Origin of the sequence: Nocardia sp. NPDC046473 (assembly GCF_040645995.1) — a bacterium.
GTDB lineage: Bacteria > Actinomycetota > Actinomycetes > Mycobacteriales > Mycobacteriaceae > Nocardia.
This window is the reverse complement of sequence record NZ_JBEYZJ010000007.1, coordinates 410693-424035: the sequence shown is the minus strand read 5'-3', so window position 1 is coordinate 424035 and position 13343 is coordinate 410693. Positions and strand designations below refer to the sequence as shown.

The window sequence follows — 13343 nt, the reverse complement described above, 5'->3', positions numbered from 1 at the left end:
TCGTCGAGAGCATCTGGCAACAGCATCCGCCAGAATCTCCATTCTGGCAATACCGTCTACCAGAATTACGTCATGACAGAATCAAGTCGTGACAGCATCGCGAAGCGATTCCGTGCGGGGCGGTGGCCGGGCGACGGGTGGGCCAGCATCGCGAAGCGATTCCGTGCGGGGCGATGGCCGGGCGACGGGCGGGCCGGCACAGCGGACCTATGGCGGGATCTCCGCGGACGAGCGGCGCGCGCAGCGGCGCGCGGCGTTGCTGGCGGCCGCGTTGGAGATCATCGGCGAACAGGGGCTGGCGAAGCTGACCGTCTCGGGGCTGTGCGCGCAGGCCGGGCTCAACGAGCGGTACTACTACGAGAGCTTCGACAGCCGCGATGCCGTGCTGACCGCACTCGTCGACTCGATCGCCGAGGAACTCGCGCTCGCGATCGTCGCGGCGGTCGGCACCGCACCGAAGGACTCGCGGGCAACGGCGCGGGCCGCGATCGCGGCGGGCATCCACCTGCTCACCGACGACCCGCGCAAGGCCAAGGTCACACTGGTCGCCGGCATGGCGACGCCGGAGTTGCGGGCCCGCACCACGGAAACGGTGCGGGTGTTCGCGCGAATGGTCGCGGCCGAGGGCATCGACTTCTACGGGATCGATGACCCGGATTCCGATCCCGCGATCGACTTCCGGGCCAACTATCTGGTCGGCGGCCTGGTGCAGACGCTCACCGCCTGGTTACAGGGCGAGCTGCCACTCACCCGCGACGAGCTGATCGAGCACACCACCGATGTGTTCGTGCTGCTCGGTGAGGATTTGGCGCGCCGATTGGCGTGACCCCGCCGGTGTCAGAGCTCGACTGAAACGTCGTGCAGCCCGGTCGATTCGCCTTGCAGGACAACGCGGAACGGGACGCCCTTGCGCGACCAGTACTCGGCGCAGTCACGCATCGCCTCGGCGAACCACGCTCGCTGGGCCGGTTCCTCGGCCAGCAGGTCCGCCGAATCACGGATCACGACAACATATCCCGCGCCTTCGCCGACGAAATCGTCCAGATCGCGCAGGCATTCGTCGAACGCGTCTTTGTTCTGCCCGAAGTAGTACGGAAACTGCAGGGCCGCAGCGACTTCGTCGAACACCCGCGCGACCGTCCGCATCTTCGTGCCGCGCAGTTCGCGCACCAGGTAGCCCGACGGCGCCCGGTAGCGCACGCTGCTCAGCTCCGCGGCATCGACGGCGGCTGCGCCGAGCGCGGGCGTACCGACCTGCGCACGCGAATCGGCCGCGACAGGGCGAGCTAGGAACTGCGACAACGGAATTGCCTTGGTCATCAGCGCATCCTCGTGAAGGTCTCGTAGTGGTCCCCGGTGTACCAGGCCGATCCGTCGCTGCCGGTGACGATGCGTTCGGCGTCCCTGGACCGGCCGCGCTGCTTGGGGTTCACGTCCCACTCCTGATAGGTGATCGGTTTGCCCGCCGCATCTTTGGCGGCCAGCGTGCCCCCGCGATTCATCCAACGGTCGCCGCCCTTGGTGCCGGGGGCGTTCGCCGAATCGGGCCAACGGCCCGCGTCGATTTCGGCCAGGGTGTCGTAGGCGTGCGCGGGTACGCCCGGTGCACGGCTGGCCGGCGGGGCCGACGGTGGCTTCGGTGCGCCGGTGGCGGATGCACTGCGGGGAGCGCGGGTGGTGGTGGCCGCGGCCGTGTCGTTGCCGCCGCCGCGCAGGGCGAGAACCGCGACGACGACCAGCGCTAGCGCCACCGCACCGAGCACCGCGAGCGTGCGAATCGCCTTCGGCGACAGGTTCATCGGTACTGCACCGTGACCGGCGCATGGTCGGACCAGCGCTGGTCGTAGGCGGCGGCGCGTTCCACGATGGCCTGCTTGGCGCGCGCCGCGAGCTCGCCGCGAGCGAGCTGGTAATCGATGCGCCAGCCGGTGTCGTTGTCGAAGGCGCGGCCGCGGTAGGACCACCAGCTGTACGGGCCGTCGACCGCCGGATGCAGCTGCCGCACCACGTCGACGTAGCCCGCGGCGAGCAGCTCATCGATCCAGGCGCGCTCTTCGGGCAGGAAGCCGGCCGACTTCCGGTTGCCCTTCCAGTTCTTCAGGTCGAGTTCGGTGTGTGCGATATTCCAGTCGCCGCTGACCACGAAATCTCCGGTGCGGGCGGTGAGATAGGCGCCGAGTTCGGCCATGTACCGGTACTTTTCGTCCTGGCGCACGGTGCCTGCCTCACCGGAGTGCACGTACACGCTGGCGACCGTGACCTCGCCGAAGTCGGCCTCGAGATAGCGGCCCGACGCACCGAACTCGCTGCTGCCGAAGCCGATTCGGACCGCGTCCGGTTCGCGCCTGGACAGGATCGCGACGCCCGCCCGGCCCTTGGACTCCGGCTCGGCCTGCGCCAGCCACCAGCCGTCGGCCAGCGCGGGCGCCAGCGCCGCTCTGGTCTGCTCGTCGGTGGCCCGCGTCTCTTGGACGCAGACGATGTCGGCCTCCGTCGCGGCGAGCCAGGCGAGCATGCCTTTGCCCGCGGCCGCGCGGACGCCGTTTACGTTCACAGTCGAAATGATGTAGGCCACCGCACGACCGTACAATGCTGGTCAGATGAATTCCTTCGGACACCGCCGTCCAGGAAAGGGTGATGACGATGCCGTCTGACACCACCAAGTCCACCGCCGCCGCGAAACGCGCCACCAGCGCCACCCGGGTGCCGGTCAAGAGCAAGCCGGAACTTCCCAAGGCTGTCAAGGCATTGCATATGGGCTCCGGCGATCCGCTGCTCCTGTTGCACGGCTTCATGATGTCGCCGCACTGCTGGGAGCAGACCGCGGCCCGGCTGTCGAGCCAGTGCGAGGTGTACGCGCCGGCCTTCGCCGGCCACTGGGGTGGCGAGCTGGCGGACGGCTGGACGGTCGACGTGCACACGCTGGCCGATCGCATCGAGGATCAGCTCGACGAACTCGGTTGGCGCACGTGCCACATCGCGGGCAACTCGCTCGGCGGCTGGGTCGGTGTCGAACTCGCCCGGCGCGGCCGGGCCCGCACGCTCACCCTCGTCGCCCCCGCGGGCGGCTGGCACACGCCGTCGCTCACCCAGTTACGGATCACCCTGAAGTTCCTGTCGCTGCTGCCGATGGTCGAAATCGGTAAGCGGCTGGGCGGTTTCGCAGTCAACAACCCGATCGCACAGCGCTTAACCCTGCTGGCACTCAGCAAGAACGCGTCCGCGGTCTCGCGCCGCGACACGGCCGCCGCGATCATGGCCGCGCTGCACTGCCCGTCCATGCTGCCGTTCATCGTGAGCAGCATCCGGGGTCCCGAGCAAGAAGACCTGTCCACGTTGGCGACACCGGTGCGGCTGCTGCTCGCCGAATACGACCGGGTCATTCCCAACCGCGTCTACGCGCGCCGGTATCTGAAGGAGCTCCCGGAGTCCGCTGACCGCATCGTGGTGCACGGTGTCGGGCACGTTCCGATGCTCGAGGCGCCGGACCGCATCGCAACCCTCATCGCCGAGCACGTATACGCGAGTCGCAACCGTCTTCGCGCGGTGTGAGACACGGGGTTTCCACAGGTCAGGAAGTTATCCACAGATCGAGGAAAGGTCTCGATCTCGCTCGCGCCCCCGCCTACTGTTTCGAGGCATGGGGAGCACACAAACCGACCGCGCAGTGCATCAACTCCGCGGCGACGTCGATGGCCTGTACGACCTGACCAGCAGGATGAACCGTGAAGCCAAGGAAACCGACAGCGTGGTTCGCGATATCGACCTAAGACTCCGCCGGCTGTCGCGGACGTCGGGTCGGCAGTTCGGCGTGCACCTCGCCTTCCAACGTCAACACGGACATCGGCTGGACCGGGTGGAATCAACACTCGGCGAACTGGCTACTCAGGTGAACCACCTGGCAGAGCTGCCGGCCCGAGTAGACGAGCTCGCCGAACAAGTGAGCTATCTGGCACCGCTACCAGCACGAGTGGACGAGCTCGCAGGTCAGGTGAACTACCTGACCGAGCAAGTCGACCGACTCGCACCGCTGCCCGAACACGTAGACGGGCTCGTACGACGAGTGAACGACCTGACCGGACAGATGGACGACCTGACCGGACCGATGGCCGACCTGACCGGCCGGATGGACAATCTGACCGGACGGATGGACGACCTGACCGGACGGATGGACGACCTGACCGGACGGATGGACGACCTGACCGGACGGATGGACGACCTGACCGGACGGATGGATGACCTGACCGGAAATCTGAACCAGCTGACCGGGCGCGTTGATCACCTGACGGGAAGAGTGGATTACCTGACCGGCCGAGTGGATTATCTGACGGAGCAGGTGGATCAGCTTGCGGAGCTGCCTGCGCGGGTGACCGGGCTCGACGAGCAGGTGGGTGAGGTGGCGGCGGCAGTTCGGCAGAACTCGCAGACGCTGGACGTTGTGATCGATCTGCTGCGGAAGCAACGGCCTGCGCCGCTCGATGATGAAGGCTAGCCAGCTATTCGGGACGCGGGCATTTTCTGTTCCCGCTTCATTTTAGCCTGCGCGACACTCGCAATACATCGGCCTGCGGGGCGATGTATTGCGGGGCATCGGGCTCCTACTCTGTGGACCGGTCTTGGTCGAAGGCACAGGGTGGAGGGCACATGGATGATTTGACGGGCAAAGTCGCTGTTGTCACGGGGGCGGCCAGTGGGATCGGGCGGGGTATGGCCGAGGCATTTCTGGATGCGGGGATGCGGGTTGTGTTGAGTGATGTGGAAGTGGCTGCGCTACATGCGACTACAGCCGAATTGCGCACCGCGGGAGCGGACGCGCATGCCGTGGTGGCGGATGTTTCGGCGCCGGACGATGTGACGACTTTGGCCGAGGCAACGCTGGAAAAGTATGGGGCCGTGCATGTTCTGTGCAATAACGCGGGGGTCTACGCCGGTAGCAGACCGTCCTGGGACAGCACGCTCGATGACTGGGAGTGGATTCTCGGGGTCAATCTGATGGGTGTGGTGCACGGACATAGCATCTTTCTGCCGATCATGATCGAGCAGGGCGAGGACGCGCACATCGTCAATACCGCGTCGCTTGCCGCGGTGGTTGGCGGATCGTCGCTGTACGGTGCGACGAAGTCGGCGGTGCTCGCACTGTCGGAGACCGCTTATCGCGAGCTCGTCGACGGCGATTTCAAGCCTCGGGTATCCGTGCTGATCCCCGGGGTGGTCGATACGAATATCTTTGATTCCGAACGCAATCGACCGAATCGATTCGCCGATGTCGGCCCGCGTCCGGCAGGCTGGAATGTCGAGGCCGCCCGGAAAGCATTCGCGCACGGCACAAGTCCGCGCGTTATCGGCGAGCAGGTGGTGCAGGCAATTCACGAGGAGCGCTTCTATGTGCTGACACACCCGGAATGGAAAGGACATATAGAACACCGGATGCGGCAGATCATCAACGGCGACAATCCCACTCGGTTACCGCCTCCTGGACTTTGAACACCACTCAGGACGCGACGTCGGCCCGCTTGCTGTCGGATCGAGGAAATCCCAGTAACAGTCGGCCGACCTCATCGGGAACGTCCAATTGCGGACAATGGCCGACGCCGGGCAGCGCGACGAACTCGCTGCCGGGCAGCATGGCGTGCAGGGCGCGGCCGACGGAGATCGGGATGATGCGGTCCTTGGTGCCGTGCACGACGAGGACCGGACAGCCGATGACGAGATCGACGTGGCCTGAGGGATGTTCGCGGGCGTAGCGGGTGGCGTCCTGGCCGCGCGCGGCGACGGCGGCCATATCGGGCACCGAACGTACCGCGGTGGTGAGGAATTCGGGGTCGGCAACAACGCCGGGGCCGTAGACGAACAGTGCGACCGCACGCCGAACACCCCAGCGCACCAGCGCGGTCGGGATGGGCAGGAGGCCGACGAGCCTGAAGAACAATCGGTATTCACGGAGCCGGCCGACACGGGCCAGCCAGTGCCGGGCCAAGAGTGGCTCGTCGAGGGAAACCACGGCGGTGACCTCATCCGGGTGCCGAGCGGCGGCGTGCAGCGCGGTGGCGGCGCCGAGCGAGTTGCCGACGAGGGCCAGCGAACCGTGCTCGGCGATGATCGCATCGACGAAGCGGTCGAACTGCGGGGTCAGCGGGCCCGGCTCGCGCGGATCCGCCAGACCGAAGCCGGGGAGATCGACGGCGAAGGCCGCACGGCCAGCGGCTTCCAGGGCGGTGAGAACGCCGCGCCAAGTGTCCGCGCTGTCGGCGTAACCGTGTAGCAGCAGGATCGGGGTGCCGGCGCCCTCGACGGAAAGGACTCGGGTGTTGACGTCGTTGTAGCGCGCGGTGGTTTCGGTGATCATCGGCCGGTTGCTCCTCGACGAGCTCGCACCACAACGATGCGTAGGACCAGCGGCGTTTCGATTGCGGGACAAGGAATCCCGAGCGCGCACGCCGTTGTTGCGCACTCGGGAACCCGAAAACTGTTAGGCCAGTAGCCCCTTGGCGATGTGCGTCACCTGGATCTCGTTGCTGCCCGCGTAGATCATCAGCGACTTGGCATCGCGCGCAAGCTGTTCCACGCGGTACTCGGTCATGTACCCGTTGCCGCCGAACAGCTGCACCGCCTCCATGGCGACCTCGGTGGCCGCCTCGGACGCGTAGAGCTTCATCGCCGAAGCCTCGGCGAGCGTCGGCGGCTTGCCCGCGCGACCCCGCTCCAACGTGTTGAACACCATGTTCTGCACGTTGATCCGGGCGATCTCCATCTTGGCCAGCTTGAGCTGGACGAGCTGGAAGCGACCGATCTCCTGGCCCCAGAGCTTGCGGTTCTTCGCGTAATCCAGGCAGAGCCGGTGACATTCGTTGATGATGCCCAACGCCATGAAGGCCACACCGACGCGTTCGGCGGTGAAGCTGGACCGCGCGCTCTCCCGGCCGTCGCCGCCCTTGTGCTCCTCGGTCTCCCCGAGCAGACGATCCTTGCCGAGGCGGACATTGTCGAAGAACAGCTCACCGGTGGGTGAGGCGTGCAGACCCATCTTCTTGAACGGCTTGCCCTGGGTGAGCCCCTCCATGCCCTTGTCCAGGACGAAGGTGAGCACCTTGCGCTCGCGCTTGTCACCGCCATCGCCCTCGTCGAGCTTGGCGTAGACGATCATCACGTCGGCGAACGGACCGTTGGTGATGAAGGTCTTCTGGCCGTTGAGCAGGTAGTCGTCCCCGTCGCGCCGGACGTAGGTTTTCATGCCGCCGAACGCGTCGGAGCCCGAATCGGGCTCGGTGATCGCCCACGCCGCAACCTTTTTCATGGTCACGATGTCGGCGAGCCAACGTTCCTTCTGGGCCAGCGTGCCGCGCGACATGATGGTGGTCGCGCCCAGGCCGATGCTGACGCCCATCGCGGTGACCAAACCCATACAGACACCGGACAGTTCGCCGATCACCACCGCCATCAGCGATTCCTGCCCGGCGAACGGGCTACCGCCGGAGGACTTTTCCTTCTTCTCCGGTAGCGGCTCGCCAGCGGCAATCGCCTCAGCTTTGGCGCGCTGCTTGCCGAGCAGCTTCTCCACCGCCTCGCCGCCCATGGCGTCGATCCCGAACTCGCTGAACAGCTTCCGGATGATCGGGTACGGCGACAGATCGCCGCTGTCCAGTGCGTCCAGGTTGGGCCGGATCTCCTTGTCGATGAACGTCCGCACGGCATCGCGGATCAAGACATCGGTCTCGGACCATTCGAACATCGTTGTTCTCCTTATCGTTCCGGCGAGCTCAGGGCAGCCGAGCGGAGATGTCGTCGATCAGCCACGGCCCCTCGGTCTCGATCGTCTTCACATCGTGCCAACCGGCCAGCTCGGAGATGGCGCCGCCCTGCACCGCGAACACCTTGCCGGTGATCGGGCACTTGTCCGAGGCGAGGTAGGCCACCAGCGGCGAGATGTTGGCCGGGCTGAAGGCGTCGAACTCGCCGTCTTCCACCTCGTCGGCCTCGGCCGCCATCATGGCGCCCATGCCGGGCGTGGCCAGGGTGAGCCTGGTGCGCGCGATCGGCGCGATGGCGTTGACGCGCACCCCGTAGCGGGCGAGTTCGTCGGCCGCGACCAGGGTGAGCGCGGCAATCCCCGCCTTGGCCGCGCCGTAGTTGGCCTGGCCCGCGTTCGGCACCGTGGTGCCGGACGCGGAGGCGGTGTTGATCACCGCGGCGTTCGGCTGATTGCCCGCCTTGCTCTGGTCTTTCCAGTAGGCGGCCGCGTGGTGCAGCACGGCGGCGTGCCCCTTGAGGTGCACGGCGATCACCGCGTCCCACTGCGCCTCGTCCAGGCCCGCGATGAACGCGTCGCGCAGGATGCCCGCGTTGTTCACCACGATGTCGAGGCCGCCGAGTTCGGCGACCGCCTGGTCGATGACGTTCTTCGCGCCGTCCCAGGTGGCGATGTTGGCGGTGTTGGCGATCGCCTTGCCGCCCGCGGCGATGATCTCGTCGGCGACCTCTTGCGCGGGCGTGTTGTCGGTTCCCTCGCCCTCGTTGCTGCCGCCGAGGTCGTTGACGACCACGGCCGCGCCCTCGCGCGCGAACAGCAAGGCGTGCTCGCGGCCGATGCCGCGACCGGCACCGGTGATGACGGCTACTCGGCCTTCGAGTGCACCCATCGATGTCTCCTCTTCCTGGATTCTGTGCTGAATGTTGCGACCGGGTACCGGCTTTCGCCGGGACGACGGGGAGTCGTCCCGGCGCAGGCTCAGTCGGCTATCTCGGCGAGACCATCGCTGAGGACGACGTCATCGCCGCGCACGGTCTCGAAGGCGTAGGTGCTGACGCCGTCGGCGGAGCCGACCTTCCAGATGCGGGTCTCCAGATCGTCGCCGGGGAACACCATCTTGGCGAAGCGCACCGCGAAGCGCTCGAGCCGGTTGACATCCGACCCGCCGACCTCGGTGAGTACCGCCCAGGACGCAAACGCCATGGTGCACAGCCCGTGCGCGATGATGCCGGGCAGCCCGGCGTCCTTGGCCACCTGCTCGTCCAGGTGCAGCGGCACCGGATCGCCGGAAGCCGGTGAGTAACGGAAGGTTTGGTCGTCGTCGACGTGCTGCGGAACCACTGCCACCGGCGGCTGCGCCCGCAGGTTCTCGTCGAACTTGTGCGCCGGCGCCGCGGCACCCACCGTCTTGCCCGCGTCGATATTGCGGAAGAAGGCGGTCAGGTACTGCTCGTTGACCAGTTCCCCTGCCTCGGTGCGGCATTCGATGAGGATGGTGATGGCCGTGCCGTTGGGTCGACTGGTGTAGCCGGTCGCCTTGGCGCGCGAGACCAGCTGGTCGCCCGGCTGGATGGCGCGGTGGAAGTGAAAGTCCTGCTCGCCGTGTACGACCCGGCCGAAGATATCCATCGGCGCGACCTCGATCACCGGCATCATCATCGCCTCGAAGACGGGGACGATCGCGAAGACCGGCGAGGCGACCTTGCCGGTGCGATGCGCCTCGATCGGATCATTGGTGGCGGCGGCATATTCGCCGATCCGCTCGCCCGTCACCTCGAAACGTTCGTCGTCACACCAGGTTTCGAGACCGGCATCGTCGAACTCGACGAACCGTGCCGTGCTGGTCTCCGAGGTCATGCCGAAGCCAGCGCGTCGAGCTGCTCGAGGGACTTGTCCAGCTGCTTGAGGCCGTCCTTCTCCACCGCCTTGCCGAGCGCACCCTTGATCAGCGCACCCTCGAAATCACCGGAAACGAGGATGGTGCTGCCACCGTCGCCCTTGGGCTGGATGTCGAAGGTGAATTCGGTCTTCACGCCGGCCATGCCGGTGCCGCCGAGGGTGAGCTTGCTCGGCTGCTGTACCGAAACCACGGTCCATTCCAGCTTGTTCGCCATGCCGAGCATGACAATCTTGGCGACCAGCTTGGAGCCCTCGGTCAGCACGGCGGGCGGCTCCTCCATGAAGCGCTCGTGGATGGTGAACCACTTGTCCCAGGTGTTCGGGTCGGAGACGACCGTCCAGAGCGCCTCGGGGGTGGCGTTGACGTCTTTGGTGGCTTCGATGTGTCCCATGAGTTAGCTCCTCGTTGAGTTTCGTTGTGCGAGTTCAGCGTTCTGCACGCCGGTAGGCGGTCACGACCGCGGCGCCGCCGAGGCCGATGTTGTGCTGCAGGCAGGCGGTGACGTTGTCGACCTGTCGCTTGTCGGCGGTGCCGCGCAGCTGCCAGGTGAGCTCGGAGCACTGCGCCAAACCCGTTGCGCCGAGCGGATGTCCCTTGGAGATCAGGCCGCCGGAGGGGTTCACCACCCACTTGCCGCCGTAGGTGGTCAGGTTGTCGTCGATCAGCTTTCCGGCTTCGCCCTCGCCGCACAGGCCGAGCGCCTCGTAGGTCAGCAGTTCGTTCGCCGAGAAGCAGTCGTGCAGCTCGATGACCTGGAAGTCCTCGGCGCCGAGCCCGGCCTGTTCGTAGACCTTGCGCGCCGCCTGCACGGTCATGTCGTAGCCGACGAGGTTCTTGGCGGTCTCGTCGAACGTCGACTTGTAGTCGGTGGTCATGGCCTGACCGACGATCTCCACCGCCTGCGCGGCCAGGTTGTGCTTGTCCACGAACGCCTCGCTGGCCAGGATGACCGCGCCGGAGCCGTCGGAGGTCGGCGAGCACTGCAGCTTGGTGAGCGGGTCGTAGATCATCCGCGAGCCGAGGATGTCGTCCATCGAATACTCGTCCTGGAACTGCGAATACGGGTTGTTCACCGAGTGCTTGTGGTTCTTGTAGCCGATCTTGGCGAAGTGTTCGGCGGTGGTGCCGTACTGCTTCATGTGCTCACGGCCGGCCGCGCCGAACATCCACGGCGCCACCGGGAACAGCACCTCGGAGATCTCGGCGAGCGCCATGATGTGCCTGGCCATCGGCTGCTCGCGGTCGTCCCAGGTGGAGCCGAGCGAGCCGGGCTGCATCTTCTCGAAGCCGAGCGCCAGCGTGCAGTCGGCGAGGCCGCCCCGAATCGACTGTGCCGCAAGGTAAAGCGCGGTCGAGCCGGTGGAACAGTTGTTGTTGACGTTGACCACCGGGATGCCGGTCATGCCGAGCTCGTAGACCGCGCGCTGGCCGGAGGTGGACTCGCCGTAGACGTAACCGACGTAGGCCTGTTCGACCAGGTCGTAGGCGATACCCGCGTCGGCGAGCGCCTTGGTCCCGGACTCCCGCGCCATATCCGGGTAATCCCAATCGGTGCCGTCTTCGTTCTTGCGGCGGCCCGGCTTTTCGAACTTCGTCATGCCGACGCCGACGACGTAGACCTTGTTCGCCATCGAACTCCCTCAGGTTGGTACCTGTCCCGGCGCCCCGCCGGGTGCTGCCCGAATGCGGGCAGCGATGGGCCGATCCGTCCGGATTCAGCTGAAAACAAACATACAGAGATGTATGTAAGTACGCAAGGCTGCCGCCTTGAACGCAGGCTCCGGGTATCGAATAGCCAGGTGGTAGCAGTCAGTCGGAGACATACAGCTGGAGGTGTATGTATCGCCAGTACCTGCTGGTACGCAGCGGGTTGCCGAGCCGGGGCGCGGCGACGAATCCGTTGCTGTGACGTGACTCACCGCCCTCGATGACGTAACAGCCGCGTAATCGTTCGGAAATTCCCCGTCCACAACCGTGTACGACCGTCGAATGGTTGCAGTTGCCGGTGCGGGGATGAGGAGTAAACGTGGTCGAGCTCGATACCCGATCGTCGAATTCCGACGGGATCGCCGCCGCAAAGGAAACACTAGAGGACTACACACTGCGGTTCGCGCCGCGGAGCTACCGGAAATGGAGCCCGGCCGTAGTCGGCATCTCCGCCCTCGGTGGCATCGCCTACCTGGCCGACTTCGCCATCGGCGCGAATATCGGCATCGCGCACGGCACCGGGAACGCGCTGCTCGGCATCGGTTTCTTCGCGATCGTCATCATGGTGACCGGATTTCCGCTCGCCTATTACGCGGCGCGCTACAACCTCGATCTCGACTTGATCACGCGCGGTAGCGGATTCGGTTATTACGGCTCGGTGCTCACCAATGTCGTATTCGCTTCGTTCACCTTCATCTTCTTCGCGCTGGAAGGGTCGATCATGGCCCAGGGGCTGGAACTCGGTCTGGGCGTACCGCTTTGGCTCGGCTACCTGGCCTCGACGCTGCTCATCTTCCCGCTGGTCATCTACGGCATGAACACGCTGGCCAAACTGCAGGTCTGGACGACTCCGCTGTGGCTGTTGCTGATGGTGCTGCCGTTCGGGTTCCTGCTGGTGCGCCATCCCGATTCGGTGTCGTCGTTCTTCGCCTACGGCGGCGAGAACGGTTCCGGGGTAAGCCTTTCCGGCACGCTGCTGGCTGCGGGCGTGTGCCTTTCGCTGATCGCGCAGATCGCCGAGCAGATCGACTACCTGCGCTTCATGCCGCCGCGCACGCCGGAGAACGCGCGCAAGTGGTGGGGCTGGATGCTGCTGGCCGGACCGGGCTGGGTGGTCTTCGGCGCGCTCAAGCAGGTGGTCGGCCTGTTCCTCGCGGTGTATCTGATCGCGAATCTGCCTGCCGCGCAGGGCATCGCGAACCAGCCGGTGCACCAGTTCCTGGAGATCTACCGCGACATGGTGCCCGGCTGGCTGGCCATGACACTGGCCGTGGTGCTCGTGGTGATCAGTCAGATCAAAATCAATGTCACCAACGCGTATTCGGGATCGCTGGCCTGGACCAACTCCTACACCCGGGTCACCAAGTCCTACCCCGGCCGGCTGATCTTCCTCGCCGTGAACCTGGTGATCGCGCTGATCCTGATGGAAGCCAACATGTTCGACTTCCTCAACAACATCCTCGGCTTCTACGCCAACTGCGGCATCGCCTGGATCGTCACCGTCGCAACGGATATCGCGGTCAACAAGTATCTGCTGAAGATCTCACCGAAGCAGCCGGAGTTCCGCCGCGGCATGCTCTACGACTTCAACCCCGTCGGGCTGGTCGGGTTCGGGCTCTCGGCGGTGCTGTCGATCCTGACGTTCTTCGGGGTCTTCGGTGACCTGCTGAAGCCGTACTCTCCCATCGTCGCGCTGGTGGTCGCGTTCGTCGCCACCCCACTCACCGCGATCGCCACCAAGGGCAAGTACTACCTGCGGCGCAGCGACGACGGCATCGACCTGCCGATGGTCGACGAGCACGGCAACCCCTCCGGCGAGACGCTGACCTGCCATGTCACCGGACTGGAATTCGAACGCCCCGACATGATCGCCTCGGCCGTCCCCGGTCCCGAAGGCGAGATCCAGTACATCAGCTCGCTCGCCCTCTCCACCGACAAGAACGGCCGGCACCTGCTCCCCCAGCAGCCCTGAACCTGAGCGGGACATGA

14 protein-coding genes are annotated in these 13343 nt (G+C 65.8%); 5 read left to right on the top strand and 9 right to left on the bottom strand.

The features are described 5' to 3' along the window. Nucleotides 1-163 precede the first annotated feature (163 nt). Nucleotides 164-826, top strand: coding sequence for a TetR/AcrR family transcriptional regulator (locus tag ABZ942_RS26705; RefSeq protein ID WP_357386497.1), 663 nt, complete (start codon nucleotides 164-166; stop codon nucleotides 824-826). Between the two features lie 11 nt (nucleotides 827-837). Here ABZ942_RS26705 and ABZ942_RS26700 read toward each other — a convergent pair whose 3' ends face one another. From ABZ942_RS26700 to ABZ942_RS26690, 3 genes are read right to left on the bottom strand one after another with little or no spacing between them, the layout of a single operon-like run. Further along, the gene (locus tag ABZ942_RS26700; RefSeq protein WP_357386496.1) at nucleotides 838-1320 is read right to left on the bottom strand and encodes a barstar family protein; all 483 of its coding nucleotides are present in this window, start codon (nucleotides 1318-1320) and stop codon (nucleotides 838-840) included. Beyond that, on the bottom strand, nucleotides 1320-1799 hold the full coding sequence (locus ABZ942_RS26695; protein WP_357386494.1) for a ribonuclease domain-containing protein: 480 nt from the start codon (nucleotides 1797-1799) through the stop codon (nucleotides 1320-1322). Before ABZ942_RS26695 ends, ABZ942_RS26700 begins: the two co-directional genes overlap by 1 nt. Next, entirely contained in the window at nucleotides 1796-2575 is a 780-nt protein-coding gene (locus ABZ942_RS26690) for an exodeoxyribonuclease III (RefSeq protein WP_357386492.1), read from the bottom strand. The genes ABZ942_RS26695 and ABZ942_RS26690 overlap by 4 nt, the downstream gene beginning before the upstream one ends. A 62-nt stretch (nucleotides 2576-2637) precedes the next feature. On the opposite strand from ABZ942_RS26690, the gene ABZ942_RS26685 reads away from it, so the two are divergent. From ABZ942_RS26685 to ABZ942_RS26675, 3 genes are all read left to right on the top strand, one after another. Next, complete coding sequence (locus tag ABZ942_RS26685) at nucleotides 2638-3552, top strand: alpha/beta hydrolase (protein WP_357386490.1); 915 nt, start codon at nucleotides 2638-2640, stop codon at nucleotides 3550-3552. 88 nt (nucleotides 3553-3640) lie between these two features. Beyond that, entirely contained in the window at nucleotides 3641-4492 is an 852-nt protein-coding gene (locus ABZ942_RS26680; protein WP_357386488.1) for a hypothetical protein, read from the top strand. Nucleotides 4493-4575: 83 nt separating this feature from the next. Then, nucleotides 4576-5484, top strand: a complete 909-nt coding sequence (locus ABZ942_RS26675; protein ID WP_357386486.1) for an SDR family NAD(P)-dependent oxidoreductase — start codon at nucleotides 4576-4578, stop codon at nucleotides 5482-5484. Nucleotides 5485-5491: 7 nt separating this feature from the next. Here the strand turns inward: ABZ942_RS26675 and ABZ942_RS26670 are convergent, their stop codons facing one another. The 6 genes from ABZ942_RS26670 to ABZ942_RS26645 form a co-directional block, all read right to left on the bottom strand. Continuing rightward, complete coding sequence (locus ABZ942_RS26670; RefSeq protein WP_357386484.1) at nucleotides 5492-6346, bottom strand: alpha/beta hydrolase; 855 nt, start codon at nucleotides 6344-6346, stop codon at nucleotides 5492-5494. Between the two features lie 123 nt (nucleotides 6347-6469). Beyond that, nucleotides 6470-7729: an acyl-CoA dehydrogenase family protein gene (locus ABZ942_RS26665; RefSeq protein WP_357386482.1), complete on the bottom strand. Its 1260-nt coding sequence runs from the start codon at nucleotides 7727-7729 to the stop codon at nucleotides 6470-6472. A 28-nt stretch (nucleotides 7730-7757) separates the two neighbouring features. Beyond that, nucleotides 7758-8636 (bottom strand): SDR family oxidoreductase, encoded by an 879-nt coding sequence (locus tag ABZ942_RS26660; RefSeq protein WP_357386480.1) that lies wholly within the window; start codon nucleotides 8634-8636, stop codon nucleotides 7758-7760. Nucleotides 8637-8725: 89 nt separating this feature from the next. Continuing rightward, nucleotides 8726-9604: a MaoC/PaaZ C-terminal domain-containing protein gene (locus tag ABZ942_RS26655; RefSeq protein ID WP_357386478.1), complete on the bottom strand. Its 879-nt coding sequence runs from the start codon at nucleotides 9602-9604 to the stop codon at nucleotides 8726-8728. Then, on the bottom strand, nucleotides 9601-10038 hold the full coding sequence (locus ABZ942_RS26650; RefSeq protein WP_357386476.1) for an SRPBCC family protein: 438 nt from the start codon (nucleotides 10036-10038) through the stop codon (nucleotides 9601-9603). The genes ABZ942_RS26655 and ABZ942_RS26650 overlap by 4 nt, the downstream gene beginning before the upstream one ends. A gap of 34 nt (nucleotides 10039-10072) precedes the next feature. Further along, on the bottom strand, nucleotides 10073-11278 hold the full coding sequence (locus tag ABZ942_RS26645) for a lipid-transfer protein (RefSeq protein WP_357386474.1): 1206 nt from the start codon (nucleotides 11276-11278) through the stop codon (nucleotides 10073-10075). A 395-nt stretch (nucleotides 11279-11673) separates the two neighbouring features. On the opposite strand from ABZ942_RS26645, the gene ABZ942_RS26640 reads away from it, so the two are divergent. Continuing rightward, the gene (locus ABZ942_RS26640; protein ID WP_357386472.1) at nucleotides 11674-13326 is read left to right on the top strand and encodes a hypothetical protein; all 1653 of its coding nucleotides are present in this window, start codon (nucleotides 11674-11676) and stop codon (nucleotides 13324-13326) included. Nucleotides 13327-13343 lie beyond the last annotated feature (17 nt).